This window comes from Mycobacterium sp. AZCC_0083 (genome assembly GCF_014202335.1).
Lineage (GTDB): Bacteria > Actinomycetota > Actinomycetes > Mycobacteriales > Mycobacteriaceae > Mycobacterium.
This window is the reverse complement of the sequence record NZ_JACHGP010000004.1, coordinates 277,493-303,555: the sequence shown is the minus strand read 5'-3', so window position 1 is coordinate 303,555 and position 26,063 is coordinate 277,493. Positions and strand designations below refer to the sequence as shown.

27 protein-coding genes are annotated in these 26,063 nt (G+C 66.9%); 11 read left to right on the top strand and 16 right to left on the bottom strand.

Translation table 11 applies throughout. The features are described 5' to 3' along the window. Window positions 1-12 precede the first annotated feature (12 nt). Window positions 13-603: a GNAT family N-acetyltransferase gene (locus tag HNP02_RS11775; RefSeq protein WP_184438407.1), complete on the bottom strand. Its 591-nt coding sequence runs from the start codon at window positions 601-603 to the stop codon at window positions 13-15. Further along, a complete protein-coding gene (locus HNP02_RS11770) occupies window positions 600-1,034 on the bottom strand; it encodes a hypothetical protein (RefSeq protein ID WP_184438405.1) in 435 nt (144 codons plus the stop codon). Before HNP02_RS11770 ends, HNP02_RS11775 begins: the two co-directional genes overlap by 4 nt. A 48-nt stretch (window positions 1,035-1,082) precedes the next feature. Here HNP02_RS11770 and HNP02_RS11765 point away from each other — a divergent pair, with 48 nt between their 5' ends. Beyond that, window positions 1,083-1,529: a cupin domain-containing protein gene (locus HNP02_RS11765; protein WP_184438402.1), complete on the top strand. Its 447-nt coding sequence runs from the start codon at window positions 1,083-1,085 to the stop codon at window positions 1,527-1,529. On the opposite strand, the gene HNP02_RS11760 is transcribed toward HNP02_RS11765, so the two are convergent. Beyond that, window positions 1,519-2,244 (bottom strand): 3-keto-5-aminohexanoate cleavage protein, encoded by a 726-nt coding sequence (locus tag HNP02_RS11760; protein WP_184438400.1) that lies wholly within the window; start codon window positions 2,242-2,244, stop codon window positions 1,519-1,521. The two genes, HNP02_RS11765 and HNP02_RS11760, sit on opposite strands and share 11 nt — an antisense overlap. 64 nt (window positions 2,245-2,308) lie before the next feature. Here HNP02_RS11760 and HNP02_RS11755 point away from each other — a divergent pair, with 64 nt between their 5' ends. After that, the gene (locus tag HNP02_RS11755) at window positions 2,309-4,030 is read left to right on the top strand and encodes an NAD-binding protein (protein WP_184438391.1); all 1,722 of its coding nucleotides are present in this window, start codon (window positions 2,309-2,311) and stop codon (window positions 4,028-4,030) included. 65 nt (window positions 4,031-4,095) lie between these two features. Here the strand turns inward: HNP02_RS11755 and HNP02_RS11750 are convergent, their stop codons facing one another. Both HNP02_RS11750 and HNP02_RS11745 read right to left on the bottom strand, forming a co-directional pair. Then, window positions 4,096-4,818, bottom strand: a complete 723-nt coding sequence (locus tag HNP02_RS11750; RefSeq protein WP_184438389.1) for a dienelactone hydrolase family protein — start codon at window positions 4,816-4,818, stop codon at window positions 4,096-4,098. Continuing rightward, on the bottom strand, window positions 4,815-5,462 hold the full coding sequence (locus HNP02_RS11745) for a TetR/AcrR family transcriptional regulator (protein WP_184438387.1): 648 nt from the start codon (window positions 5,460-5,462) through the stop codon (window positions 4,815-4,817). Before HNP02_RS11745 ends, HNP02_RS11750 begins: the two co-directional genes overlap by 4 nt. Window positions 5,463-5,559: 97 nt before the next feature. Here HNP02_RS11745 and HNP02_RS11740 point away from each other — a divergent pair, with 97 nt between their 5' ends. From HNP02_RS11740 to mdlC, 5 genes are read left to right on the top strand one after another with little or no spacing between them, the layout of a single operon-like run. Then, window positions 5,560-6,009, top strand: a complete 450-nt coding sequence (locus tag HNP02_RS11740; RefSeq protein ID WP_255506438.1) for a heme-binding protein — start codon at window positions 5,560-5,562, stop codon at window positions 6,007-6,009. Between the two features lie 37 nt (window positions 6,010-6,046). Continuing rightward, the gene (locus HNP02_RS11735; RefSeq protein ID WP_184438385.1) at window positions 6,047-6,901 is read left to right on the top strand and encodes an HpcH/HpaI aldolase/citrate lyase family protein; all 855 of its coding nucleotides are present in this window, start codon (window positions 6,047-6,049) and stop codon (window positions 6,899-6,901) included. Window positions 6,902-6,935: 34 nt separating this feature from the next. Further along, window positions 6,936-7,490 carry a cupin domain-containing protein gene (locus tag HNP02_RS11730; RefSeq protein WP_184438383.1) on the top strand — a complete coding sequence of 185 codons (555 nt, stop codon included), beginning with the start codon at window positions 6,936-6,938 and terminating at the stop codon, window positions 7,488-7,490. A 7-nt stretch (window positions 7,491-7,497) separates the two neighbouring features. Next, the gene (locus HNP02_RS11725) at window positions 7,498-9,093 is read left to right on the top strand and encodes an FAD-dependent oxidoreductase (protein ID WP_184438381.1); all 1,596 of its coding nucleotides are present in this window, start codon (window positions 7,498-7,500) and stop codon (window positions 9,091-9,093) included. A gap of 20 nt (window positions 9,094-9,113) precedes the next feature. Continuing rightward, entirely contained in the window at window positions 9,114-10,730 is a 1,617-nt protein-coding gene (gene mdlC, locus HNP02_RS11720; protein ID WP_184438379.1) for a benzoylformate decarboxylase, read from the top strand. On the opposite strand, the gene HNP02_RS11715 is transcribed toward mdlC, so the two are convergent. The 10 genes from HNP02_RS11715 to HNP02_RS11670 form a co-directional block, all read right to left on the bottom strand. Continuing rightward, window positions 10,705-11,475 carry a VOC family protein gene (locus HNP02_RS11715; RefSeq protein ID WP_184438377.1) on the bottom strand — a complete coding sequence of 257 codons (771 nt, stop codon included), beginning with the start codon at window positions 11,473-11,475 and terminating at the stop codon, window positions 10,705-10,707. The genes mdlC and HNP02_RS11715 overlap by 26 nt on opposite strands. A gap of 57 nt (window positions 11,476-11,532) precedes the next feature. Further along, on the bottom strand, window positions 11,533-12,153 hold the full coding sequence (locus HNP02_RS11710) for an RES family NAD+ phosphorylase (RefSeq protein ID WP_184438375.1): 621 nt from the start codon (window positions 12,151-12,153) through the stop codon (window positions 11,533-11,535). Next, the gene (locus tag HNP02_RS11705; protein ID WP_184438373.1) at window positions 12,146-12,661 is read right to left on the bottom strand and encodes a hypothetical protein; all 516 of its coding nucleotides are present in this window, start codon (window positions 12,659-12,661) and stop codon (window positions 12,146-12,148) included. The genes HNP02_RS11710 and HNP02_RS11705 overlap by 8 nt, the downstream gene beginning before the upstream one ends. Window positions 12,662-12,750: 89 nt before the next feature. Next, a complete protein-coding gene (locus HNP02_RS11700) occupies window positions 12,751-13,635 on the bottom strand; it encodes an amidohydrolase family protein (RefSeq protein ID WP_309241518.1) in 885 nt (294 codons plus the stop codon). Window positions 13,636-13,714: 79 nt separating this feature from the next. Further along, window positions 13,715-14,167: an SRPBCC family protein gene (locus HNP02_RS11695; protein WP_184438371.1), complete on the bottom strand. Its 453-nt coding sequence runs from the start codon at window positions 14,165-14,167 to the stop codon at window positions 13,715-13,717. 2 nt (window positions 14,168-14,169) lie between these two features. Beyond that, on the bottom strand, window positions 14,170-14,394 hold the full coding sequence (locus HNP02_RS11690) for an antitoxin (protein WP_184438369.1): 225 nt from the start codon (window positions 14,392-14,394) through the stop codon (window positions 14,170-14,172). A 63-nt stretch (window positions 14,395-14,457) separates the two neighbouring features. Next, window positions 14,458-16,845 carry a cation-translocating P-type ATPase gene (locus HNP02_RS11685; RefSeq protein WP_184438367.1) on the bottom strand — a complete coding sequence of 796 codons (2,388 nt, stop codon included), beginning with the start codon at window positions 16,843-16,845 and terminating at the stop codon, window positions 14,458-14,460. 28 nt (window positions 16,846-16,873) lie between these two features. Then, window positions 16,874-18,481 carry a serine hydrolase gene (locus HNP02_RS11680; RefSeq protein WP_184438365.1) on the bottom strand — a complete coding sequence of 536 codons (1,608 nt, stop codon included), beginning with the start codon at window positions 18,479-18,481 and terminating at the stop codon, window positions 16,874-16,876. A gap of 17 nt (window positions 18,482-18,498) precedes the next feature. After that, window positions 18,499-19,608, bottom strand: coding sequence for an MBL fold metallo-hydrolase (locus HNP02_RS11675; protein ID WP_184438363.1), 1,110 nt, complete (start codon window positions 19,606-19,608; stop codon window positions 18,499-18,501). Beyond that, complete coding sequence (locus HNP02_RS11670; RefSeq protein WP_184438361.1) at window positions 19,609-20,343, bottom strand: enoyl-CoA hydratase; 735 nt, start codon at window positions 20,341-20,343, stop codon at window positions 19,609-19,611. Window positions 20,344-20,380: 37 nt separating this feature from the next. Here HNP02_RS11670 and HNP02_RS11665 point away from each other — a divergent pair, with 37 nt between their 5' ends. Next, the gene (locus HNP02_RS11665) at window positions 20,381-21,856 is read left to right on the top strand and encodes a carboxyl transferase domain-containing protein (RefSeq protein ID WP_184438359.1); all 1,476 of its coding nucleotides are present in this window, start codon (window positions 20,381-20,383) and stop codon (window positions 21,854-21,856) included. Between the two features lie 171 nt (window positions 21,857-22,027). Next, window positions 22,028-22,696 carry a hypothetical protein gene (locus tag HNP02_RS11660; RefSeq protein ID WP_184438933.1) on the top strand — a complete coding sequence of 223 codons (669 nt, stop codon included), beginning with the start codon at window positions 22,028-22,030 and terminating at the stop codon, window positions 22,694-22,696. Between the two features lie 22 nt (window positions 22,697-22,718). On the opposite strand, the gene HNP02_RS11655 is transcribed toward HNP02_RS11660, so the two are convergent. After that, the gene (locus HNP02_RS11655; RefSeq protein WP_184438357.1) at window positions 22,719-23,846 is read right to left on the bottom strand and encodes a substrate-binding domain-containing protein; all 1,128 of its coding nucleotides are present in this window, start codon (window positions 23,844-23,846) and stop codon (window positions 22,719-22,721) included. A gap of 61 nt (window positions 23,847-23,907) precedes the next feature. On the opposite strand from HNP02_RS11655, the gene HNP02_RS11650 reads away from it, so the two are divergent. Continuing rightward, a complete protein-coding gene (locus HNP02_RS11650) occupies window positions 23,908-24,273 on the top strand; it encodes a MarR family transcriptional regulator (protein WP_184438355.1) in 366 nt (121 codons plus the stop codon). A 542-nt stretch (window positions 24,274-24,815) separates the two neighbouring features. Continuing rightward, window positions 24,816-26,060, top strand: coding sequence for a formamidase (fmdA, locus tag HNP02_RS11645; protein ID WP_184438353.1), 1,245 nt, complete (start codon window positions 24,816-24,818; stop codon window positions 26,058-26,060). Window positions 26,061-26,063: the final 3 nt, after the last annotated feature.

Genomic DNA, 26,063 nt, shown 5'->3' with positions numbered 1-26,063 from the left:
CCGGCTGATGCGCTAGCGGTCCAGCCGGAACCGCAGGTTGTTGCGCACCGCTGGCCATTCGATGTCGAGGATCGAGTAGACGACGGTGTCGCGCCGCGACCCGTCAGCCGACAGCTGATGGCTGCGCAGCACGCCGTCGAGCTTGGCGCCGAGCCGCTCGATGGCGGCCCGGCTGGTGGAGTTGAAGAAGTGCGTGCGGAATTCGACTGCTATGCAAGCCAACTCGTCGAACGCATGGCCGAGCATCAGCAGCTTGGCCTCGGTGTTGACGCCGGTTCTGCGCACCGACCCGGAGAACCAGGTGTACCCGATCTCGAGGCGCCGGTTCGGCGGGTCCACGTTGCAGTAGCTCGACGACCCGACCAGGCGGCCGTCCAGCGTGCGTACGACGAACGTCAGCCCGGTATCGGGGTGTTGCACGGCCAACCGCCCGTCCACCCACTCCCGCGCCGTGCGATGAGATGGCGCGCTGGTGAACCACAGGCTGCCGACGTCGCCGTCGGCCGAGGCCACCGCGATCTCCGGGACGTCCGCGGCGCACAAGGGCTCGAGCTTGACCCACTGCTGCCCGGTCAGCACGACCGGCTCGACGAATCCCGTCATCGGCGTCTACTCCCCTCGGACCACGCGGCGACCATTGCCAGTACGGACAACACCACGGCAACGGCGGTCGCTGCCCCGCCGATGTAGAACCCGTAGCCCGCTGCGATCGGCGGTGCCACGTACAGCCGGAAGTACCACCATGCCAGAACCGTCAAGAGCACCGAAATGGACAGGGCCGCAGTCGAAGCGATCCGTGCCGAGAGACCGCGCGCCGCCATCGCCGCGGCCACGATCAACGTCGCGGACAACAGCACCATCAGCTGCCCGACGCCGAAGCCGGGCGGCGGCACGGCGATCTGGCCGAGCTTTCCGCCGATCGCGTTGGCCCGTCCGCCGCCGCCTGCACTGGTCGTCAACCATGGCAGCCACGCGCTGACCAGCAGCACCAATGCACACAGCACGACGAACCATGCGGGGCGCAGGCGTGCCATGCGATGAGGGTATCGGGTTGGCATGGTGCTCCGACGTAGGCTAGACCGATGACGGAGCTACCCGGCTGGGCCCGCACGCTCGACCTCGCCCCGCATCCGGAGGGCGGCTGGTTCAAGGAGACGTGGCGCAGCGAATTGACGGTCGCGCAGTCCTCCCTGCCACCGGGCTACACGGGCGCCCGCAGCGGCGGAACGGCCATCCTGTTCCTGCTGATGCCGGGCCAGCAGTCGGCGTGGCACACCGTGCGCAGCGCCGAGTTGTGGTTCCACCACAGGGGTAGCCCTCTGCTGTTGGAAATCGGACCCGAACAGGACGGTGCCGCAACGCTTCTGCTCGGCAGCGACGTCGGTGCGGGCGAAGCACCACAGCTGGTGGTTCCGCCGGGGCACTGGCAGCGGGCCCGGCCGCGCGACGACGAACCCACCCTGGTGAGCTGCGTGGTGGTGCCCGGCTTCGACTTCGCCGACTTCGCCCTGGCCACCACTACCGACTGAGCAGGCTCACCGCCGCCGACACCAGCGCGCCGTTGTCGGGCGCGACGGACCCGTCCGGCAGCTTCACGGTGTCCTCGAGACCAATTCGCGTCTGCACGCCGCGCTCCCCCGCGTATTCCAGTAACGGCCAACAACTCTCGTCGAGCCCGTGCAGCAGCACCGGGGCCGGCGATCCGACGGCGAAGACCCGCTCGAGCATGTCGTCCGCGGCCGCGATGTCCGCATCACCCTGCAGTTCGATCATCGCCCGCATGCAGTGCTTGGCCAAGTCGGATTTCGCCCAGGACGCGACCGCCTCAGCGTGGAACAGGCCCACCTCGACCCCGAGCCCCTTGCCAAGCAGCACGTGCGCCAGCTCCTCGGAGCCCGGTTCGTGCCAGTTCAGCGACGCGAAGTCGGGCAGCACCGTCCATGCCTCGACCGCCCTCAACCGGGCGTCAGCGTCGGGCAATGCCCAGAACCCCGTCGTCACTCCCAACGGCAGACCGGGCACGGCCGCGCGGACGGCGTGCACCGCCGCCGCGACCGCATCGCCGTACAGCGAGTCGACGCCGTTGGCGTCCTTGGGGTGCATGTGCACGGCCTGCGCGCCGGCCCGATGCGCCTCGAGCGCCGCTGCGGCCAGCTGATCGGGCGTGACCGGCAGGTTCGGGTGCTGGTCGGGGGTGCGGGCTCCGTTGATGCACGCCTTGAGGTAGATGCGTGGATTGCTCATCCATTCATCTTCGCCTGTCACGAACCAGCCGGCAGCCGATGCCCTGCCACAGTAACCTCGCAGCATGCGGGGCCACACCATCGTCTGCGGAGATGACCCGCTGGGACTGCGGATCATCGAAGAGCTGCAGGGTGCGGGGACCGACGTCGTCGTCGTCGCCAACGCCAAGGAGTTGGCCGCGGCCGGTGTTCAGGATGCGACGGCGGTGATCTGCGCCGATGACGACGACGCCCTCAACCTCGAGATCGCCCTGTTGGCACGACAACTCAATGAAAGCGTGCGGGTCGTCGCACGATTGGCCAACAGCGTGCTGCGCGAAGCGGTGGCCTTGAGCAACGGGCCAGGCGCGATCCTCGACGTCGCCGACCTCGCGGCGCCATCAGTCGTCGAGGCATGCTTGGCGCGCACCACCCACGCAATCCCGGTGGCCGGGGTGGAGTTCGTCGTCTCCGGCACCGAGGCACCGTACGACGCCACACTGCGCGACATCTACGGCGACCTCGCACCGGTCGCGGTGATCCACGGGGAGAAGTCACGAACGCCAGGTGAGGTGGTGGCCTGCCCGGGGCGCGACCAGCAGGTCCTGGCAGGCGACTGGACCGCCATGATCGGCACCGCCGACGAGCTGGCGGCCCAGGGCATCAACGTCGCGCAACCAGTGGCCACGGCACGGGCTCGCCGCTCCCCGCTGCGGAAGTGGATCAACGCCCTTCGCGCGTTGCGCGACGACATCAACCCGATGTTCTTCCGCGCATTCGCCGCTTCCATGACGCTGCTGCTCGGTGCGACGGTGCTGCTGCGCTTCTCGTATCGCCATCCCCCGGGGATGGGGTGGATCGACGCGCTGTACTTCAGCACCGAGACGATCGCCACCGTCGGCTACGGCGACTTCAGCTTCATAGGACAACCCATCTGGCTACGGATCTGGGGCATCGGGTTGATGTTCGCAGGCGTCACCACCACCGCGATCCTGGTGGCGTTCATCGCCGATCTGCTGCTGTCGCGTCGGATCGCTCAGTCCGCAGGACGGCGGCGGGTGCGCGACCTGCAGAACCACGTCATCGTCGTCGGCCTCGGCTCGTTCGGCATTCGTGTGGCCAGCGATCTGAAGGCCGCCGGATACGACGTGGCGGTCATCGAGCGCGACGACGACAACCGCTACCTGGCGTCGGCGCGCGAACTCGACGTTCCGGTCATCTTCGGGGACGCCACCCTGCGCCAGACGCTGGAATCCGCTCGCATCGACGAGGCCCAGGCGGTGGCGGTGCTGACCCAGGACGACATGGTCAACATCGAGACCGGGATCGTGCTCCGCGAGATGCTGTCCCACCGCGTGATGCCCGAGGTCGTCCGGCCCGACGTTCCGGTGGTGCTGCGCATCTACGACCGGGCGCTGGGTGCCGCGGTGGCGCATCGGTTCCACTTCGAAAACGTCCGCTCGACAGTCGAACTGGCGACGCCGTGGTTCATCGGAGAGGCGATGGGCCTGCAGGTGTTCGGCACGTTCTCGGTGGGGCAACGTTCGTTCATGGTCGGCGGCGTACTGGTGGAGGCCGCCAGTGAGCTTGACGGGCTCCGGATGGTGGAGCTGTCGAACCAGACTCGCGTGATCGCCATTGCCAGGGACGGCGCACCGTTGAAGCTGCATCCCCGCCGCGAAACACGGCTCGCGGCGGGTGACACCGCCTACCTGGTGGGGCCGTACCGCGAGCTGTTCGACATGCTCAAAAAGGGGCAACGCGCCAAGTCGACCCAGGTTCCTTCGCCGAGATCGAATTCGCACTAGGTCTGGATCAATCACGAAATTCGTAGCGTGAGAATGGTTTACGGCCGCAACAAGCGCAGTCTACGTCAGCGTAGGTGGGTGGCGAAGAACCTTTCGATCCGGTTCCACGCATCCGTGGCCGATTCGGGTTCGGGGCCGATGCCAGCTACCCGCAGGAGGGGACGAAGCACGCGGGGGCCTGCCTCGGCGTCGTTGAGGAAGGCGTGGCTGGCGGCGGGGTATTCCTTGACGTCGTGCGTCACGCCTGCGTTGTCGAGGGCTGCATCGAGCCGGCGGGCGGCACCTCGAAGCGAGGGGTCGCGGCCACCGTAGTTTCCGACGATCGGGCAGGCGCCTGCCACCGCTTCGTCGAGGTGACGCGGTAGCTGACCGTAATTGACTGCAGCCGCATCAAATCCGTTGTTCGCGGTGAGGAGCGCGAAGCCTCCTCCGATGCAGAAGCCGATGACGCCTATCTTGCCGGTGCACTCGGGAGAACCAGCCAGGTAGTCGTGGCCGGCCGAGATGTCTGCGAACGCGCGGCCGCGCCCACGGATCATGGCGGTCATCGTGGCGACCAGGCATCGTGCTGTGCTACCCGCGCTGAACAGGTCGACGGCCAGGGTGAGGTAGCCGAAACCGGCGAGCCGGTCGGCGTGACCGCGCATGACATCGTCGAGGCCGAAGATCTCGTGGATCATCACCACGGCCGGCCACGGGCCGGTGCCCACTGGACTGGCCAGGTAGCCACGAAGCGGCTGGGACCCGTCGCGGACAGCGGCGAAATTGGAGAGGTCGATGTCGGTCATGGTTGGGCATCCTGTGGCGTTGAGGCGGGCAATGCGTAGGGGCCGACGACGGCCGCGCCGAGTAGCGAAAGCCCGTTGCGCAGGGCATCGGCCGGTACGTCGTCAACGAGATGGTGCATCACGATCAGACCGTGCATGAGCGAAAACAGGGTCGCGGCAACCGCGTTGGTATCCGAGTTGGGAGGGATGTAGCCCTCGTCGCGCCACCGGCCAGCCAGTTCTGCGATGTGTCCGAGGGTTTCGAGGTAGAGCCCACGGGTACGTTCGTGGAGTACGGGATCTCGCAGCGCCTCTGCCCAGGTCTGCAGCGCGAGGCGGGTCATGTCGTAGTCGGGGTTGTTCGTCCTGCTGCGCAGTTCGGCGACCAGCTGGGTCACCGTTTCGGCGGGAGTAGGGACCGGGTCGCGGTCGAGTAGCCCTAGGAAAATGCCCCGCACCCGCACCACTCCTTCCTCGGCGCTGGCGTGGATGATCTCCTCTTTGCTGCCGAAGTAGCGGTAGACCGCCCGGGCGGACATCCCCGTCGCAGCGATCACCTGGTCCATCGAGGTGGTGTGAAAGCCGCCGCGTGAGAAGCACGTCCATGCACTCGTGAGGATGTGCTGGCGGCGCTGCGCGCGCGTCTGCTCGCTGAGTTTGGGCACGGATCCATACTAAACGAACACGATCACTTGCGCTATAGATTTATCCGGCGTACTTTCGTCTTTAAATGAACACGTTCATGTTTGTTTGGGAGGACGAATGCCACCCGCGACGGCTATGTTGATCGACCTGGTGCGCGCCCGCACGATCGTGGACCGCGCGCTCAACCACGCACGCAACACCGATTTCCCGCCGATGACGGTGGCCGTACTGGATGCCGCCGGCCGGTTGGTGGCCTTCGCGGGAGAAGACGGCTCGAGCCTCCTGCGGGAACGCATCGCCCGCGGGAAAGCACTCGGGGCACTGAACATGGGGGTGGGCAGCCGCAGCCTGGCCGGGCGCGCAGCGTCCAACCCCGCCTTCGTCAACTCCCTTGTGTCGCTGGCCGAGGGCAACCTAGTGCCCGTCCCTGGCGGGGTGCTCATCCGCGACGACAACGATGCCGTCATCGGTGCGGTCGGGGTGAGCGGTCACCTACCCGACGACGACGAAGCCTGCGCCATCCACGGCATCACAGCCTGTGAGCTGCGAGCCGATCCCGGCGCCTGATCTGTCACCAACCCCGCAACTGAAAGGCTCACCAACCATGTTCGATACCGACAACCGACTGCTCGCGATGATCCAGCAGAGCCAGATTCCGTTGGGAATGCAGTGTTTTACCGGCGATCGCGCGTTGATCGAAGTCCTGGGGCTGACCGGCTTCGACTTCGTCATGCTCGACACCGAGCATTCCCCGACGAACCCCCGTGCCATTGAGGAAGCGGTCCTGGCCGCGGACATCGTCGGCTTGGTGCCGCTGGTCCGCGTGCCGAGTTGTACGGATGAAACCGCCATCCGACGCGCGATGGAAGCCGGCGCGCAGGGCGTGTTCGTGCCGGAGGTCAAATCGGCCGACGATGTCCGCCAGGTCCTCGACGCCGCACTCTTTCCGCCGTTGGGCAACCGCGGCATCTGCCCGGCCACCCGCGCCGCGAGGTACTCCTACCGCACCTTCGTCGACTACGCCGAATGGAACAATCGCAACTTCCTCGTCGTCCCGCTCATCGAGAACCCCGACGCCGTGGACAACATCGATGAGATCTGCGCATTGAACCAAGTCCACGTGCTGGCCTTCGGTCCCGGCGATCTCGCCTACGCCATCGGCGAGGGCAACAACATGACCGACAGCCCCAAGATCCGTGAGGCGTACCTGAAGGTCCAGGCCGCCGCCGACCGGCACGGCGTCGCGGTGATGGGCGGCCCGGTACTCGATCCCAGTGTCGACGGCTGTAAATCCGCACTGGAAGACGGCGTCAAGGTGTTCTGCCTCGGCCTGGACGTCATGGGATTCCGGCGGTTCTGCGAGCACACCGTCCGCATCGCCGGCGACTCAGTGCAAGGCACCGCCTACACCCGCCCCGTTACCCCAACACCAGACTTCGCGCCCCATCTCAGTGCGTGAGAACGCGATCGGAATGATTGAAGGGAACAGTGGAATGACGGCTACTCGTTTGAACCGGTTCGTGGTCGGGCCCAACGCCGAAGGCCGCTCAGCGGTACTGCAACACGGTCTGACCAATGTCCAGTCCCGCGAGGGGTTCTACTGGCGCGCCACGCTGTGGGCGACTCAAGAGACGCCGGTGGACAACAGCATTGACGGCGACCGATCGCAGACGGAGGGTCTCGGCGCCAGCCGCGAACCTTTCCCCAACGGCATGATCTGCCGGGCACTGGAAATCCCGCCGGACGACACCGACGAAGTCGAACACCGCCGTGTCCTCGCCGAACTCAATGACGAGGTGCATCAAAAGCACCGGCCGAGCCAAACCGATCTCGCCCGGCATCCGAGCATGCACCGCACCGACACCCTCGACTGCCTCACCTGCGTCCGGGGCGAGATCTTTCTGGTCACCGACACCGATGAGACGCTGATGCGGCCCGGCGACACCGTGATCATCCGCGGCACCAATCACGCCTGGAGCAACCGGTCGAATGCGCCCTGCCTGCTCGTCGGCACCATGACCGACGCCACCCCTCCGAGCGGAGGCTGAGCAAGCAATGTCGGAATTGGCGGTCGACACGTGCGATTGTGACGTTCTGGTCGTCGGTGGCGGTCTCGTCGGTTTGGCCGCTTCGATGTTCCTGGCGCAACAGGGATTACGTGTGTGGTTGGTCGAGCGGCACGCCTCGACCTCGAGCCATCCCAAGTTGCGCGGTGTCAGCGCCCGAACGATGGAGTTGTATCGGTCCGCCGGAATCGAAGAAGCGGTACGCGCCGCGGGCGAGAACCATTTCGGTGTTGCGATCGGCGACAGTCTCTCCGGTGAGTACGAGCGGGTACATCTACCACTCACGCTCGCCCGCCAGAACCGGCTGAGCCCCACCACGCACTACGCATGTGACCAGGACCGAATGGAACCCATTCTGTTGCAACGCAGCATCGAGTTGGGCGCCCTACTGTTCTACGGCTGCACCGCCGTCGACATCGAGCAGCACGACTCCACCGTCACCGCCGACGTGGTGTGGTCGTCATCCCATGTCGGCACGCCCGCGCCGGCCGCGCCACCGAGTCGGATCACCGCCCGCTATCTGGTGGCCGCCGACGGGGCCAAGGGCACGATCCGGGCCAGCCTCGGTATCGGACGCCACGGCCGACCCATACCGGGAAAAGGTCTGAGCGTGTTGTTCGACGCCGACCTCGAGTCGGCACTGAGGGGACGGCGGATCAGCGCAATGGTCGCCCCGGCCGAGGGTGCCCTGTTGTTCACTCGTAGCGACGCTCGCGACCACAACTGGTTCGCCCTGACCCCAAGGGCCGACTTGGATTCCATTGATCCGACTGCTGTTGCCACCGAGGCGATTCCGATGATCCGGTCCGTGGTTGGTGTAGCCGACCTCGACGTTGCGGTTCACAGCGCGATGACCTGGAGCACCGGGGCCTTCGTCGCCGACCACTACCGCGCCGGTCGCATCTTCCTGGTCGGCGACGCAGCCCATCTCATGCCGCCCTACGGCGGATTCGGCGGCAACACCGGAATCGCCGATGCGCACAACCTGGCCTGGAAACTGGCCGCTGTCTGTTCGGGCGACGCCGAAGACACATTGCTGGACACCTACCAGTCCGAACGCCAACCGATCACGGAGTTCACCCTCAAACACGTCATGCTGCGCGCCGGGGACGGGATCGGCGAATTCTTCCGGCAGTTCGACCAGTTCGACCCCAATCCGATCACACTGGGATTTCGCTACCCCATGGCCACAGCAGAAGGATTCGATCCCGAACTGCCCGTGGAAGACCCGGCCCAACCTAGCGGACAGCCCGGCACCCGCGCCCCTCACATCCCACTCAAAGGGGCGATTTCGAGCACGCTGGACCTGCTGGATCCGGGCGCGTTCACCTTCCTCACCCCTGATGCCAGCTGCTATGCCTCCACATTGCGAGCACATCCGGTCTCTGGCGTGCGGCTGCGTGAGATCCGCCGCCAAGAAATAGCCGACCACAACACATGGGACCGGATCTTTCCCGCGCCCGCAACCGCAGGCCTACTCATCCGGCCGGACGGCGTGATCTGCTGGCGAGCCCAGTCCACCCACCCGGATCCGGCACTGGTGGTGCACACCGCCCGAGCACGCGCACTCGAACCGAAAACCTAGATCGAAGGCAGTGATTCGCCATGCCCACTGTTCACCAAGCCACCTGGGGATTGCTGCGCGCGCTGGGCGTGCGCAAGGTGTTCGGCAACCCGGGGTCAACCGAGATGCCGTTCCTGGCCAACTTTCCCGACGACATCGACTACGTTCTCGGCTTGCACGAGGGCTCGGTGGTCGGCATGGCCGACGCCTACGCCCAGCTGACCGGCGAACCCACGCTGGTGAACCTGCATACCGCGGTGGGCCTCGGCAACGCGATGGGGGCGATCATCAACGCCGCGAGCGCACACAGCCCGTTGGTCATCACCGCGGGCCAACAGGTGCGCGCGACGTTGACGATGCAACCACTGCTGGCCAACCCCGATCCGACAATGCTGCCAAGGCCTGCGGTCAAGTGGGCGTTCGAGCCGCCCCGTGCCCAGGACGTGCCCGCTGCGCTCGCTCGGGCATTCCGCTACGCGGCACTACCGCCGGCGGGGCCGGTATTCGTGTCTCTGCCGATGGACGACTTCGAGCAGCCCGCGGAAGCCGGCACCACGGAACTGCTGGCGGCGCGCCGACTAACCGGCCGGTCCGTCCCCGCCCCCGTCGAGCTCAACGCGCTCGCGAAACGCCTTGCTGCCGCCCGCAATCCGGTGTTGGTGGTGGGCGCGGGGTTGGACGCGGCGCCGGGCGGGTTCGAGGCAAGCGTCGCGCTGGCCGAACGGCAGAACCTGCCGGTGTGGCTCGCCCCGAACGCCTCGCGGGTCGGGTTTCCCACCGACCACGCACACTTCCGGGGCAGCCTCCCCGCGGGCATCGCGTGGCTGTCCGAGTCGCTCGCCGGGCACGACCTGATCCTTGTTGCCGGGGCACCGGTGTTTCAGTACTACCCCTACGCCCCGGGCAGCTACCTAGGTCCCGGCGCCGAACTCGTTGCGATTACGGACGATCCGGATGCCGCGGCACGTGCGCCGCTCGGCGACGCGGTGGTCGCCGACCCTGCCCTTGCCTTGCAGGGTCTGCTGGAGCTCCTACCGCAGACCAACAGGCCCGCGCCAGCACCGCGTGCACCGCTCGAGATTCCGCCCGCAGTCGACACGCTCACCGCATCCCAGGTCTATGACATCGTTGGACCGCAGTTCGGTCACGACGGCATCGTCGTGACCGAATCGATGAACGGTGCTGCCGCCATGTGGGACCGGATGAAGTTTCGCCGTTCGGGTTCGTTCTTCTTCTGCGCCGCAGGCGGCCTCGGGTTCGCCATCCCCGCCGCAGTGGGTGCCCAGCTCGCCCAACCCGAGCGGCCGGTGCTGGCAGTCAGCGGCGACGGCGGCGCGCAGTACGGCATCCAAGGGTTGTACACCGCGGCCAGCCGCCGACTTCCCGTCACGTTTCTGATCCTGGTCAACCGCGAATACGGAATCCTCAAGGGTTTTGGCGACTACCTGACCACCACCGGTGTGCCGGGTCTCGACCTCGACTACCTCGATTACGAAGCGCTGGCCAAGGGCTACGGCATCCCCGCCGTGCGAACCGGGCGCGCCGACGAATTGGCCGTTGCGGTGAAGGAAGCATTCGCCGCGGCCAACGGGCCGCACATGGTCATCGTCGACGTCGCGCCGGGTGGCGCCGTCAGCCCTGCAGCGACGACAGGTTGAAGCCCGCACCCGTCGGATCGGTGACCGCGGCGAGGCGGCCGTACGGGGTGTCCTCCGCGCCGCGGACCACGCTGCCGCCGTAGTCGGTGATCAGCTCGACCGTCTTGTCGACGTCGTCGGCGCCGAGGAAGACCGCCCAGCTCGACGGCCCGACCTCGGGGAAGACCGATCCGTCCATCACGCCGAGCAACGGCTCACCATCGAAAATCGCGTTGCTGTAGCGGAATTCGGGGGTGTCCGCCTCGACCTGGATCTGCCAACCGAAGACCTTCGCGTAGAAGTCGATGGCGCGGGCGAAGTCGCTGGTGGTGAGCTGATGCCAGACCGGGGCACCCGTCTCGTTGACGACCTCGAAGCCGTTGTGGCCATTGGGCTGCCAGAGCCCGAAGAACGCACCGGTGGGATCGTTCAGCGTGGCCATCCTGCCCTTGGCCGGAATGTCCATGGGTTCGCCGCACGAGCTGCCGCCTGCGTTGACGGCGGCCGCGATCGTCGCGTCGACGTCGGCGGAGTGGAGGTAGGTGGTCCAGCCGTCGGGTGTCCGGAATTGCGGATCATTGCCCATCAATCCGGCTACGGGTCGGCCGTCCTTGGACGCAGTGACGTAGCCGCCGTATTCGGGTCCTGCGGATTCAAACGTCCAACCGAACAACGTGCCGTAGAAGTCCTTGGCGCGGTCCAGGTCGGACGTCAGCAGGTCGATCCAGGTGGGCGCGCCCAGCGGGGCGACGGTGCGGTTGGCCATGAGGTCTCCTTGGTCGGCGGGTCGGTCACTGGTATCGACCGGGCCCGCCCAGAAAACTCATCGCGGGCCGATGTCCCAGTCCACGGTGAAGCCCTCGCGCAACACCAGATCGATCAGGACGTCGCTGCGCTCCGCGAGAGGCCACCAGTCGTGCATGAACCCGTCGATGCCGAAGAAGGCGTAGTTCGCCGAGGTGCTCGGCGTCGTCCGGGATCGGTAGACGATCGCGTCGAGGTCGGGCCACCATCGGCGGGCCGCATCGGCGAGGTGCTGGCATGTGTTCCACACCGCCTCGTGTTGGCCAGTGCTGATCTGGTCGTCGACGTGGAGCGCATCGAGATTGCGCTCGGTGCGCAGGTCGAGGAGCCGCAGCGACCGTGTGCTCACCAGCCGGATGAGACGTTGACCGGCGTGGTCCGTTGGCACGACCGAGCCCGTGGCGCGGTAGCGCTCGCGGAATGCACCGACGAGTCGGGTTGCCGCATACCGCGTCCGGAATCCACCCGACACCGGATCGAACCGGTAACGCGGATCCGCGAACCCCTTCCACGTCCATTCCGAGGGATGGGTGGCCTCCACGCGCCACAACTCGGTGCCGGCCCGGACGCGTCGACTCTGCAGCCCGCTCGGCCGCTGCGCGGGCAGCGGCCGACGATAGCCGGCTGGGAGGTCAGGCACCGAGCGAGGTGAGGATCCGCCATGCCGCGTCTGCCGTGGCCGGGTGGCGCAACGCCTCGGTGATCGACGAGCCGTCGAGTTCGTCGCGGGTCATCCGCATGATGCGGTCGGCGGCCACCGGATCCGACGTGAACTGGGTGAGCAGGTCGAGGATCCGGGGTAGGTCGGTGCGCAGTCTGTCGTCGTCGAACTGCCATGCCGGAAACCACGTCTGGTTGCCGACGGGGCCACCGAGCAGCCGGCCCCGACTGCGGAGTCGATGCACGGCTTGCGGTGAGGCGAACCGCAATAGGTGCTGGACCTCGGACGTCGGCAGGGCGCCGTCCATGAAGTCACTCGCGAGCACGGCACGGCGGCGTTCGTTGATACTGCCCGCCGCCACGTGCTCGAGCGTTCCCTCCGGCGTCGTCGGCGCGAGCAGGAGCTCGTCGAGGACCTGCGCGAAGCCGGCGTCTTGGCGAACACGCGCCTCGACCTGGCGAACGAGTGGGGAAACAGCGGCGGTCATGCTGCGATTCTACGCTCCACGTTCCAATTGAAACAATCGAAACAGAATCCACGATCACCGAGCAGTGTATCCGCGTGCTTCCCCTGCTGTTAGGGCGAGATCCCCAGCACCCGCAGCGCGTTCTCCTTGAAGATCAGCGGCCGCACGGCCGGATCGAGATCGAGGGCGTCGAAGTCCTTCTTCCAACGGTCCAGCTGGATGTAGGGGTAGTCGGTACCGAAGAGCGCCTTGGTGCGCAATTGCCTGCCGAGGGCACGGACCAACTGCGGGGGGAAGTACTTCGGCGAGTAACCCGAAAGATCAAGGTACACATTGGATTTGTGTGCCGCGATGGCGATCTGCGAGTCGACCCACGGCACCGCTGGGTGGGCCATCACGATGGTCAGGTCGGGGAAGTCGGCGGCGACGTCGTCGAGCAACATCGGGTCGCTGTAGCGGAGTTTGATGCGGTGCCCGCCGGGCAATCCCGAGCCGATCCCGGTCTGCCCCGTGTGGAACAGCGCGGGCACACTCGCGCCTGCGATGGCGTCATAGATCGGGTAGAACCGGCGGTCATTGGGCTCGAACGCCTGCATGCTCGGATGGAACTTGAAGCCCTTCACACCGAGCCCGGCCTGCTCGCGGACCCGTTGCACGGCGCGGTCGACCTGCAACGGATCGACCGTCCCGAACGGGATCAACACGTCGTTGTTGCGCGCGGCACCGGCGATCAGGTCCTCGATCGAGTTCGGCGCGTGGCCCATCGCCGTCTCGGCGTCGATGGTGAAGACCACCGCGACCGCGTTGCGCTGGCGGTAATGGTCGGCGAGTTCGTCGACGCCCGCCGCCGCGGTGTCACCCATCTTGAAGTACGACCGGGTGGCGTCCACCAACTCGTCGTCATACGAGTTGTGCCCGTGGCCGTCGACCTCGACGTGCGTGTGGATGTCGATGGCCTCGACGGCATCGAAGTCGATCCCGTACGCGTAGCTCACGACGCGACCCTCCGTTCCCGCGAGCAGTCGTAAATGGCCCTCATTTGGGCCGAATCAGGGCCATTTGTGTCTGCTCGCGCTATGGGGAGGTGGACGCGAAGACGGTCTTGAACTTGTTCAATGAGTCCCGGATGTCACCCTTGAGCGCCCCTGCAACGACCATGCCGATCGGGCCGAAAAGCGCAGGGCCACCAAGGTGCAGGTCCAACGTCACCGTGGACGCCTCTGGGTGGTTTTCGGCCTGTTTGATCTTGGCGATCAACTTGACCTTGACGCCGCCCTTGCCGTTGCCGTCGAGCGTCATGGCCTGCGGCGGTTTGAAGTTGACGATCGTCCAGCTGATCCGATTGAGCATGCCCTTGACCTCGACGATCGACTCGAGTTGGGCGCCCTTCTCCAGCGTCTCGGGCAGCTTGGTACGCCACATCCGGTGGATGGTCAGCCACTCCTTGTAGCGCGACAGGTCGGAGGCGGCCGCCCACGCGTGCTCTGGAGGCAGCGGGACGTCGACCGAGACCGACAGCTTGGCCACCCCTAGGACGCGGGCGGTGCAGGCGGCGCGGCCGGAGGCGGGGCCTGCGGGGGCTGCTCCGTGGTGCCGTCCGCCGCCTTCTTCGCGGCCTCCTGCGCCTTGTCGACGGCGCCCGCGTACTTGCCCTGCGTCTTCTGGTCGACGATGTCGCCGGCCTTCTCGATGGCCGTGTCGACCTTGTCGGCGTTCTTCGAAACCAGGCCCTTTAATGTGTCAAGAAATCCCATGGTCCCCACCTTATCTGTCGGCGATACCGTCATTCTTTCAATCCGCAGGCGATCTCCACAACCTCAATCCGAGGCTGAACGCCACAACCGACGGCGTTCCCCAATCACCGCGCCCTGCACCCACCAGATCACCTCGATCAGTCCGGCGGCGACGATACCGAGCCCGAACGCCATCGCCGTCAGCGCGGCGTTGGACGGATCGAGCATGAACTGTTCTCGAGCGAACGGGATCGAGAAGATCACGACGTAGGCCAAGGCGGACACCGCAACGAGCGCCACCCGCCACCACTCGTAGGGCCGCGCCACCACCGCGAGCACCCACAACGCTCCGATCAGCAGCGTGATGAGCGCGGCCGTCGACGCTTGGGTCTGCTCGGTCTCCGTCGCCGCCCGGCCCTCGTAGGCCAGCAGATAGGCGGTGAACGTCGCAATGCCCACCACCAGTCCGGACGGCAGCGCCGACGTCATCACCCGTCGCACGAAACCGGAATGGGCGCGCTCCTTGTTGGGTGCCAGCGACAGCACGAACGCCGGGATGCCGATGGTGAACCAGGCGGCGATCGTGACGTGGATGGGCTGGAACGGAAACAGCAACGGGTCGGTGCCGAACAGCTTCGAGGACAGCCCGGCCAGACCGACCAGCATGGCGAGCAGCACCGAGTAGACGGTCTTGGTGAGGAACAGGTTCGAGACGCGTTCGATGTTGCCGATGACGCGCCTGCCCTCGCCGACGACGTAGGGCAGGGTGGCGAACTTGTTGTCCAGCAACACGATCTGGGCGACCGCACGCGACGCCGAGCTGCCAGAGCCCATCGCCACCCCGATGTCGGCGTCCTTGAGCGCCAGCACGTCGTTGACGCCGTCGCCGGTCATCGCGACCGTGTGCCCGCGGGACTGCAGCGCATGCACCATGGCCCGCTTCTGATCGGGCCGCACCCGGCCGAAGGTGGTGTACTCCTCCAACGTGTCGGCCAGCTCGTCGTGTCCGGCGGGCAGGTTGCGGGCGTCCATCGTCTCGCCGTGCAAGCCGAGCGTGCCCGCCACCGCGCCGACCGACACCGCGTTGTCGCCGGAGATCACCTTGACGGTGACCTTCTGGGATGCGAAGTAATCCAACGTGTCTCGGGCGTCTGGGCGGACCCGCTGTTCGAGAACCACCAGCGCGACCGGCCTGACCTCACCGGGCGGATCGGGCGCATCGACCGAGATGTCGGACGACCCAAGCAGCAGCACCCGCAGACCCAGGGCACCGATCTGCTCGGCCTGCTCCGCTTGTGGCGACGCCGGGTCGAGCAGGACGTCGGGAGCGCCGATCACCCAGTTGCCGTTGTCGCCGTACGACGCACCGCTCCACTTGGTCGCCGACTTGAACGGCGCCTTCGCCGTTGCGGTCCAGCCCGGCGGCGTGCCATACGCCTCACCGATGGCGGCCATGCTGGCGTTCGGCCGCTCGTCGTCGGCGGCCAGCTGAGCGAGAACGTCCTCGACGTCGTCGGTGCTCAGCGCCTTGATATCGCTGACCCGCATGCCGTTTTCGGTGAGCGTGCCCGTCTTGTCGGCGCACACCACGTCGACGCGGGCCAGTCCCTCGATGGCGGGAAGTTCCTGCACCAGGCACTGCCGCCTGCCGAGCCGGACCACGCCGACGGCGAACGCGATCGACGTCATCAGCACCAGGCCTTCTGGCACCATCGGCACCAGGGCACCGACCATGCGCAGCACCGAATCCCGCCAGCCGGCGTCGGTGGTGAACAGTTGGGTGTAGATGATCAGCAGGCCCGAGGGGATCAGCAGGTAGGTGATGAATTGCAGGATCTTGTTGATGCCGCTGCGCAGTTCGGACTTCACCAGCGTGAACTTGCTGGCCTCCTCGGCGAGCTTGGCGGCGTAGGCCTCGCGGCCCACCCTCGTGGCGCAGTAGGCGCCGCTGCCCGCGACGACGAAACTGCCCGACATGATCTTGTCGCCGACGTCCTTGTCGATCGGGTCGGCCTCACCGGTGAGCAGCGACTCGTCGACCTCGAGGTTGGTCTCCTCGATGAGATCGCCGTCTACGACGATCTGGTCGCCGGGACCCAGCTCGATGACGTCGTCGAGCACCACTTCGTTGGGCAACCTCGCGACGGTGCCGGATTGCCTGCGCACCACGGGTTTCGCCTGACCGACGATGGCCAGCTTGTCCAAGGTCTGCTTGGCCCGCAACTCCTGGATGATGCCGATCCCGCTGTTGGCGACGATCAGCAGCCCGAACAGTCCATTGATGAACGATCCGGTGGCCAGCACGATGATCAGCAGAACGCCGAGGATCGCGTTGATGCGCGTGAAGACGTTGGCGCGCACGATCTCCTTGACGCTGCGAGCGGCCCGCGCGGGCACGTCGTTGGTCTTGCCCTCCGCGACGCGCCTGGCGACCTCGGCTTCCGACAGTCCTGCGGCGAGCGTGCTCGTCAACTGTGCCTTCTCTCTTCGCGCAAGCGGCTCATCGCCAAAAGGCGCCCATTCCGTCCTGGTCGTAGTACTCCAGTGTCAGCTTGCCACCGTCGAACGTGGCCTTGGAAACCGTTCCCGGCGGAGCGTTCTCGGCGACGAACGAGAAGGTGAATACGTTGCCGTCCCAATGCTGGAGCGGGACGCGGAGTTTCGGGCCGAGCGACAGTGTCAGCGCGCCGTCCTTCTCGTCGACGCGGGCCGGTCCCCAGTACGGGTTGTCGTAAGTGCCCGCGTAGCTCGGCAGCGCAGCGGCAGGCGCGGGGTTCGCGGGCGGCTGCTTGCCGACGAGCGAGCCGAACGGCTCCTCCATGTGTTTGAACGCGTCGTTGTAGAGGGTGAACCAGTCCTCGCGGACCTCACCGAACTGCACCAGGTCGGCGAACTGCGCGGTGAGTGCCTCGGGCACACCGGACGGCGTGGCATTGGTCAGCGCGACGATCGCCACGTCCGCCGACGGCAGGATGACGAAGTTGGTGCCCGCCCCGAGCTCGAAAGCCCCGGAGTGGCTGAGTTGCATCCGGGCACCCGAGGTGGTGCCGACGTTGAACCCGTAGCCGTAGAAGCCCGATCGCATCGCCGGCTCACTGGCCGGACTGGACACGATCTGCGGGGTCAGTGCCGGCAGCAGCGCCTTGGCGTCGACGATCTGCCTGCCGTCGTAGCTTCCGTTGGCCAGCACCATGTTCAGCCAGTGGGTGACGTCGTTGACCGAACTGCTCACACCGCCTGCCGGCGCCTCGGGCTGCGGGTCGCGGACGTAGTTCGGATGGTAGCCACCGTCGACGTGGATGTGTCCGACTGCGCGGTTGGGCCGGGCCAGGTACTCGTCGAATCGCGAGCTCGTCGACGCCATGCCCAGTGGTCGATACAGCACGTCCTGGCTGAGGTCCTCCCACGACTTTCCCGCGCCGACGGCAACGGCCTCCGCGCCAGCGGTGACGCCGAAGTTGGTGTACGCGTAGGACGTCCGGAACTCGCCGAGCGGGAGTTGGCGCAGGTGCTCGAGGACGTAGCGCCGGTCATAGCCGAGGTCCTCGAGCAGATCGCCCGCGTGGTCGGGCAGCCCGGACCGGTGCGAGTACATGTCGCCGATCGTCACCATCCTGCTGGCGGCCGGATCGGAGAGGGCGAACCACGGCAGTTTGTCGACGATTGGGGTGTCCCAGCCGATCGCGTTCACCCCGACCTGATGGGCGACCACCGTCGAACCGAACGGTTTGGACAGCGACGCCAGTTGGAACACCGTGTCGGGGTCCACCTTGTTGTCGGCGGCATCGCCGTTGCGGACGTCCTTGACCCCGAATCCCTTGGCATACACGGTCTTTCCACCGTGTACCACGGCGACTGCCATGCCGGGGATGCCGGTCTTGGTCATCAGATCTTGGGCAAGGCCGTCGAGTTTGGCAACCGCGTTCTCGACGGCGTTGTCCGGCAACGGCATCGCCGGTACCAACGGTGGAGGCACGTCGGACGACGATGGGGGGCTGGACGGTTCGGTCCCTTGGTCGGCCTTCTGAGATGGCGAACCACACCCGACGAGTAGGACCAGCGCGGCGAGCGCCGCGATCACCAGGCGAGACTTCGGGGGGCGGCGCACATCAGCACGCTAGCCGGTTACGACCTCCACCACGGGTCCAACGAAGAGGTCGGTCCGGCTTCGACGCGCTCGCCAGGTCTGGGAACGGCGACCCTGACACCCTCGGCGTCCGCGGCAAGGAGCGTGCGCTCCACGGGCTCCAACCACGGATGCGGCGCGAGCCGGAACGTTCCCCAGTGGATCGGCACCAGCAGCCCGGCGTCGCTGACGTCGCGGTGGGCGCGGACGGCGTCCTCGGGATTCATGTGGATGTCCGGCCAGCCAGGGTGGTACGCCCCGACGGGCATCAGCGTGAGATCGAACGGACCGTGGTCGGCGCCGATGTCGGGGAAGCTCTTGGTGTATCCGGTGTCGCCGCCGAAGAAGGCCCTGTGCCGCGGGCCGATCAGCGCCCACGACGCCCACAGCGTCACGTTGCGGGTCAGGAACCGTCCCGAGAAGTGCCTGGCAGGGGTGCACACCAGGGTGAGTTCACCGAGCTGGGCGCTCTCGTTCCAGTCCAGCTCGACGATTCGGTCGTCTGGGATGTGCCATGCCCGCAGATGCGCGCCGATCCCCAGCGGCACGTAGAACATGGCCCGCTGCGAGCGGGCCAGCTTCTTGATGGTGTCGACGTCGAGATGGTCGTAGTGGTCGTGGCTGATGATGACGGCGTCGATCGCGGGCAGCGCGTCCAGCGGGGCGGGCACCGGGTGCAGGCGCTGCGGGCCGAGCGCCCGCGACGGTGAGCATCGGTCGCTCCACATGGGGTCGGCGAGCACGCGGTAGCCGTCGATCTCGATCACGGCCGACGAGTGGCCGTACCAGGTGACGGCGAGATCCCCTGGGGGTAGATCTGCGGCAGGGATGACCAGCGGGATGGGCTTCTCCGGATGCTGGCGCGAGTTGCCCCCGACGATCTCGCGGACCAGCAGGAACTGTTCCTGGCGGGTGAGGCTCAGCATGGACGACGGTTCGAGATTCTTGAAGACGCCGTCGTGATAGTTCGGCGAACCCTTCGTCACGGCGTCGATCTCGACCGGCGAGGCGCCGAGCGCCGACGGGGCGCCCTGCACCGCACGCAGCGCCCACCCGCCGGCGGCGATGGCCGCCGTCCCGCCGATCAGCCGGGCCGCCTGCCACCACATCTAGGCGCCCTGGAAGTTCGGTGGCCGCTTTTCGATGCGGGCGACCTGCGCTTCGATGACGTCCTTGCTGCTCCACGCCTTCTCGAACAGTTCCTGGTGCGCGGGCCACGGGTCTTCGTAGGCGCCGTCGTCGTTGAGCACCCGTTTGGCGTGTTGCAGCGCTAGCGGAGCGAACCCGGCGATCTCGGCAGCCCACGCCTGCGCGTCGGCGAGCGTGCCGAGTCGGTTGGCCATCCCCGTGTGGAGTGCGGCATCCGCGGTGAGCCGCTCGGCGGCTATCAGCATGCCCCTGGCGCGGCCGGCACCGACGAGTGACGTCAGTCGGCGGATGCTCCAGTTGTCCAGCGCCAATCCATATTTGGCGACCGGGAACTGGAAGTAAGCATCCGTTGCGACGACCCGTAGGTCGCAAATCATGGCCAGGATGACGCCCGCTCCGATCGCCGGTCCGTTGATCGCGCCGATGACGGGGATCGGCGCCGCGTCGATGGCGAGGTTGAGCGCCTTTGCCTTGTCGGGCAGCTTCTCTGCCATCCCGGCTGTGTCGGTCAAGTCGGCACCCGAACTGAACACGTTGCCGGCGCCCGTGATGACGATCGCGTGGACGTCGTCGGCGGCGGCCTGCTCGATCGCCTCCCGTAGAGAGTCGACGAGCTCGCAGTTCAGTGCGTTGCGGCGATCCTCCCGCTGCATCTCCAGGGTCATCACGTGGCCAATGCGGGTAACTCCGATCATGGGGTCAGCCTATCGAGGCGCCCGATAGCCTTGCTGCGTGAGCCGGATCGGTGCCGTTGCGCTCCGCGATGCCGTGCTGGACGAGGGTTCGTTCGCCAGCTGGGACATTGCCCCCCTCGAGGTCGACGCCGATGACGAGTACCGGCGGGAGTTAGCCGAGGCGAGGGCCGCGACCGGCTTCGACGAGTCGGTGTTGACCGGCGAGGGCCGAGTGTTCGGACGGCGGGTCGCCGTGGTGGCCTGCGAGTTCGACTTCCTGGCCGGGTCGATCGGGGTGGCCGCGGCGGAGCGGATCACCTCGGCCATCGAGCGCGCGACGGCCGAGCGTCTGCCGCTGGTGGCGTCGCCGAGTTCCGGGGGCACCCGCATGCAGGAGGGCACCGTCGCGTTCCTGCAAATGGTGAAGATCGCGGCCGCCGTCGAGCTGCACAAGCAAGCCCACCTGCCGTACCTGGTCTACCTGCGGCATCCCACCACCGGCGGGGTGTTCGCCTCCTGGGGATCGTTGGGTCACGTCACCGCCGCCGAACCCGGCGCGCTGATCGGCTTCCTCGGGCCGCGGGTCTACGAGCACCTCTACGGCGAGCCGTTTCCCAAAGGCGTCCAGACCGCCGAGAACCTGCACCGCCACGGCGTCATCGACGGTGTCGTCCCGCTGGACCTGCTGCGCTCGACGCTGGACCGCGCGCTCAAGGTGATGGCCGACGAACCGGGCGCTCCCCCGCAGACACCGGACGTCGCGCCGGTCCCCGACGTGCCCGCCTGGGACTCCGTTGAGGCGTCGCGACGTCCGGACCGTCCTGGCGTCGACTACCTGCTGAGGCACGGGACGACCGATCGGGTGCTGCTGTCGGGCACCGAGCAGGGCGAGGCGGCGACGACGGTGCTCGCTCTCGCGCGATTCGGCGGGCAGCCCGCGGTGGTGGTGGGTCAGCGACGGGTCGTCGGCGGGCTGGTAGGGCCGCGGGCCCTTCAGGAGGCCCGTCGCGGCATGGCGCTGGCGGCCGGGCTGCGACTGCCGCTGGTGCTCGTCATCGACACCGCGGGCCCTGCTCTGTCGACCGAGGCCGAACAGGGCGGCCTCGCCGGGGAGATCGCCCGCTGCCTTGCCGAGCTGGTCACGCTGGACACGCCGACGCTGTCGGTGCTGCTCGGCCAGGGCAGCGGCGGCCCTGCCCTGGCGATGGTGCCCGCCGACCGGGTACTCGCCGCGCTGAACGGCTGGCTAGCTCCTCTGCCGCCGGAGGGCGCCAGCGCGATCGTCTACCGCGATACCGACCACGCCCCGGAACTGGCTGCCGCACAAGGCATTCGGTCGGCCGATCTGATGCGCCACGGGATCGTGGATGCGATCGTGCCCGAGCACCCCGATGCGGCGGACACCCCGGTGGAGTTCACCGGACACCTTTCGGCGACCATCGCCGACGAACTGCACCGGCTGCGTGCCCAGCCCGCCGAGACGCGGATGGCCGACCGGCTGCGCCGGTACCGCAACATCGGCCTGGCCCCGTAGTCCAGCCAACCATCTCGAGACTGCTGGGAGATCGACGATTCTCGCGGTGTGGCGATCTCACCGCAGTCTCGCGGCTGAATGGCGGCCACCACGGTGTTCGCTGCGCGCTGAATGGCCGAGTTCGGGGGTCGGGCTCGTTGCGGTGGCATTCTGGAAACCGTGGACTCCGTGATGCACTTCTGGTGGCTGATCTTTCCGCTTGGCGGGATGATCGGCGGCGGCATCAGGGCGGTCGCAGCGGCCAACGACCGCCGCGCCGAGCGCCGGCTGGAGAAGTTCCGGATCAAGCAGCAGACCAAGATCGCGGTCGCAGAGGCGTCGGGGCGCGCCAAGGTCGACGAAGTTACGTCGCGGCGTGAGCTGACCAAGCTCCTCGGACACCACGACCGCATCGACGCGCGCTGGCTGGACTACGAGATGGACGTCGCCAAGCTGCTGGACTTCCCGATGATGACCGACATGCGGCAACCGCTCACCGTCGCCTTCCACAAGTCGCGCAGCCGCGCCGACCTGTTGCGCCCGGCGACCGTCGACGACGCCATCGGCGACCGCGCGACCCAACTCGACTACCGCGACGCGGTGCACGACTACGCGTCGGCGTTCGACGTGGCCGAGGCGGAGGCCATCCGCAGACGACGCAGTGACTTCTCGCCGGAGGGCCAGCAGCGGCTGGAACGCGCGCAGCTTCTGCTCCGCGTGGCGGCCGACGAGTCCGCCACCCACGACGAACGCCGCAACGCCTACGCCAAGGCCCGCAACGAGCTCGACGGCCTCGTGGTGCTGCCCGCGATCGCCAGGGCCAGCATCGAGCGGCGCATCGTCGGCGAGATCGAGGCCTAGCTCCCCGCGTTCCGCTCCTGGTTCATCGGACTTGCGCGATGACATCGAGCTCGACGCCGCGCGCCTTCGCCAGGTGGACTGGGTGCCGCGCTGATCCGCGATCGAGGTCGACCGGCCCGTGCGGGGAATCCCATCCCCATTTACTGAATGCGCGCCGCGCGTCCTGCACCGTCGGTACCGAGGTGCTCGCGATACCCGCCAAGAGATGGACCGCCGAGTACGTCGTCTCGGCCATCGTGCCTGGGGGCGGCGCCGCTGACTCGCCGATGGGTGCGGTCCCGTTCAGCAGATCAAACGCCCGGGCGAAACCGGCGGTGAACTCGACGGCCGACGCAGAACCAAGGCCTGCGAACCACCCCGCCGAGATGAAGAGGTTCGCTGTCGCGTCGGCGCCGCTGGCGAGGATCACGGTCTCGTCGGTGAAGGGACTGAAACGAGTGATCGTCGCGTCCAGCCCCATGCGTCCGAAGGCACGGTTGAACCGCACCGCGTCAGACCCGACGAGCAGTGACATGACGCCTTCTGCCCCACTGCGGACGACCTCGCCGAGTACTCGATCCCAGACCGCTGGGGCGTCGGTGCCCAGCGGCAGGAACCGTTCACCGAGGATCGAGATGTCGGTGTCCTGCAGTCCGACTCGAGTTGCCGCCGCCGTTCCGCGCGGCCACACGTAGTCGTTGCCGACGATGAACCACCGGCGCAGCCGCGCCTCGGTGCGCAACCAGTGCAGTGACGCCACGATCTGATCGCCGGGAACTTCCCCGCTGCACAGCACGCCGTCGCTGCACTCACCACCTTCGTAGGCGGCAGCATAGACATACGGCACTCGCCCACCGACGACCTTGGCAATGGCCTGGCGAGCGTTCGAGAGGTGCCACCCAGTGACGGCATCGATCGCGCCGGAGTCCAGAAGCGCTGTGATGGTGGCGGCAGTCGTCGCGGGGTCGCCGCCGGCATCGACGTGGACGAATTGCACGGTACGACCAGCGACTCCGCCCGACGCGTCGATCTCGGCCGCCGCCAGCTCCGCTGCGGCGCGACACTCGAGCCCGAATATGCCGGCCGGACCTCGTCGCGGCAGCGCGAGAGCGACTCGGAATTCCGTTGGTCGAGTTGCTCCTGCTTCAAACACCGGCACACTATCTGGCATGCTGGTGCTCCTCCGGGCGCAGTATGAGCACGGTTGGAGGACTCGTCTCAGAAGGCAGGTCATGGAAGCTGTCGCGGACACACTCGAGTTGCTCAGACGAGCATCGCTGGTCGTCGCGAGCATCGAAGACGCGCTCGCCGGTACCGATCTCACCGTGGATCGCTGGCGCGCTCTCGCGTGCATCGAGTCGAGCCCGGGCTGCTCGATGTCCGATGTGATTGACGCACTGGTCATCCCGTCGACGTCGGCGACTCGGATCGTGGACTTCCTCGTCGAGATCGGCGCCATCTTCCGGACGGTCTCGCCGCGCGATCGTCGCAGGACTACGCTGCGCCTGTCCTCGCATGGTCAAGCTCTCCTTCGTGATGTCGAGCCAACGATCGTCGGTGCGATAGGCGTCAAACCTCAGAGCGTTTCCCCACTGTAGATCTCGCTTCGTCGTAATCCTCCGCGATCGATCTCACCGCGGACGTTCGCCGGTGTTGCCTGCATGTAACTCGCGTCCCGCGGAAACGTCGTCGTGTGACCGGCTGGTTAACAGGCGCTGTGACCCCCGGTGATCTGATCGCTGTCTCTTGACGCAGCCGGAGCAAGGTGTAGGTTCAGCGTGGAGATGTTCCCATATGGGAGTAAATCCGCACGCTCCACCGAGAGGTGTCATGGCTGGATACCAATACCGTTGCGCCACACACGGACTCATCAATACCCAATTTCGAATCGGCACTGCTCCCGCGTCGTTGACATGTGAGTCTTGTCGCGCACCGGCACGACGGGTGTTCTCGTTGCCGGCTCTGACCACACAGTCAAGCTGAGGCCTGAAAGCTCTTGACATGCGTGAGAAGTCGAGGTCCTCGCCTGGGCTGGTCACCAGATCGACCGACCCCGCTGGCCCACGGAGCGGCATCGATCCGCGCCACAATCGCCTCCCGCGACCCTAGAAGACCGACCACCCCCTCGAGGAGACAACCAGTGCCCGATGTCATATTCCCCGTCGATCAGAGCAAGCCGTTCCGGGAGCAGGAATTGGTCGGCCACAACCGGTGGCATCCAGACATTCCAGCCGTCGCGACGGTCAAGTCCGGCGACACCTTCCGTGTCGAGTCCAAGGAGTGGTTCGACGGAACCATCGTCAACTCGGACGACGCGAACGACGTCCGCGACTGCGACCTGTCGATGGTCCACCAACTCTCCGGACCGTTCGCCGTCGAGGGAGCCCAGCCGGGCGACCTCCTGGTCGTCGACATCCTCGACGTCGGTCCGGTGCCGCAGGAGACCGGACCGGTCGCGGGCCAAGGCTGGGGTTACACCGGCCTGTTCGCGAAGGAGAACGGCGGAGGCTTTCTCACCGACTGGTTCCCGCAGGCCTACAAGGCCGTCTGGGACTTCACCGGGCAGAAGGCGACGAGCCGTCACATCCCAGGCGTGGAGTTCACCGGACTGATCCATCCCGGTCTGATGGGGACCGCGCCGAGCGCCGATCTGCTGGCCACCTGGAACAGCCGGGAGGCCGAGCTGATCGCGACCGATCCCGATCGCGTCCCGCCACTGGCGTTGCCGCCACAGCCCGTGAATGCGGTGCTCGGTGGCCTCACCGGTGCCGATTACGAACGTGTCGCGGCGGAGGCGGCGAGGACGGCGCCCCCGCGGGAGAACGGCGGCAACCAGGACATCAAGAACCTCTCCAAGGGAAGCCGGATCTTCTACCCGGTGTTCGTCGACGGGGCCAACCTGTCGCTTGGCGACCTGCACTTCTCGCAGGGCGACGGTGAGATCACCTTCTGTGGCGCCATCGAAATGGGCGGATACATCGATCTGCGGGTCGAGATCATCAAGGGCGGTATGGAGACCTACGGTGTCACCACCAACCCAATCTTCATGCCCGGCAACGTCGAACCGCGATACTCGGAGTTCCTGACCTTCGTCGGCTTCTCGGTCGACAAGTTCGGTAAACAGCACTTCCTGGACAGCACATTGGCCTATCAGAACGCCTGCCTGAATGCGATCGAGTACTTCTCGAAATTCGGCTGGACGCGCGAACAGGTCTATCTCATGCTCGGCGCCGCCCCCGTCGAAGGGCGTCTGTCCGGCGTGGTGGATGTGCCGAACTCCTGTGCAACGCTTTATGTTCCGACCGCGATCTTCGACATCGACGTGCGGCCGTCGGCGCAGGGCCCACAACGCATCGACCGCGGCCAGTGCGCGGTGAGCACCTAAGAG

Coding starts and splice junctions, on each gene's coding strand:
- HNP02_RS11650 (WP_184438355.1), top strand. CDS start 23,908: ATGGAAGCTGTCGCGGACACACTCGAGTTGCTCAGACGAGCATCGCTG.
- HNP02_RS11675 (WP_184438363.1), bottom strand. CDS start 19,608: ATGTGGTGGCAGGCGGCCCGGCTGATCGGCGGGACGGCGGCCATCGCC.
- HNP02_RS11725 (WP_184438381.1), top strand. CDS start 7,498: ATGTCGGAATTGGCGGTCGACACGTGCGATTGTGACGTTCTGGTCGTC.
- HNP02_RS11750 (WP_184438389.1), bottom strand. CDS start 4,818: ATGACCGACATCGACCTCTCCAATTTCGCCGCTGTCCGCGACGGGTCC.
- HNP02_RS11715 (WP_184438377.1), bottom strand. CDS start 11,475: ATGGCCAACCGCACCGTCGCCCCGCTGGGCGCGCCCACCTGGATCGAC.
- HNP02_RS11760 (WP_184438400.1), bottom strand. CDS start 2,244: ATGAGCAATCCACGCATCTACCTCAAGGCGTGCATCAACGGAGCCCGC.
- HNP02_RS11730 (WP_184438383.1), top strand. CDS start 6,936: ATGACGGCTACTCGTTTGAACCGGTTCGTGGTCGGGCCCAACGCCGAA.
- HNP02_RS11670 (WP_184438361.1), bottom strand. CDS start 20,343: ATGATCGGAGTTACCCGCATTGGCCACGTGATGACCCTGGAGATGCAG.
- HNP02_RS11690 (WP_184438369.1), bottom strand. CDS start 14,394: ATGGGATTTCTTGACACATTAAAGGGCCTGGTTTCGAAGAACGCCGAC.
- mdlC (WP_184438379.1), top strand. CDS start 9,114: ATGCCCACTGTTCACCAAGCCACCTGGGGATTGCTGCGCGCGCTGGGC.
- HNP02_RS11735 (WP_184438385.1), top strand. CDS start 6,047: ATGTTCGATACCGACAACCGACTGCTCGCGATGATCCAGCAGAGCCAG.
- HNP02_RS11705 (WP_184438373.1), bottom strand. CDS start 12,661: ATGACCGCCGCTGTTTCCCCACTCGTTCGCCAGGTCGAGGCGCGTGTT.
- HNP02_RS11755 (WP_184438391.1), top strand. CDS start 2,309: ATGCGGGGCCACACCATCGTCTGCGGAGATGACCCGCTGGGACTGCGG.
- HNP02_RS11740 (WP_255506438.1), top strand. CDS start 5,560: ATGCCACCCGCGACGGCTATGTTGATCGACCTGGTGCGCGCCCGCACG.
- HNP02_RS11765 (WP_184438402.1), top strand. CDS start 1,083: ATGACGGAGCTACCCGGCTGGGCCCGCACGCTCGACCTCGCCCCGCAT.
- HNP02_RS11660 (WP_184438933.1), top strand. CDS start 22,028: ATGCACTTCTGGTGGCTGATCTTTCCGCTTGGCGGGATGATCGGCGGC.
- HNP02_RS11770 (WP_184438405.1), bottom strand. CDS start 1,034: ATGGCACGCCTGCGCCCCGCATGGTTCGTCGTGCTGTGTGCATTGGTG.
- HNP02_RS11655 (WP_184438357.1), bottom strand. CDS start 23,846: ATGCCAGATAGTGTGCCGGTGTTTGAAGCAGGAGCAACTCGACCAACG.
- HNP02_RS11775 (WP_184438407.1), bottom strand. CDS start 603: ATGACGGGATTCGTCGAGCCGGTCGTGCTGACCGGGCAGCAGTGGGTC.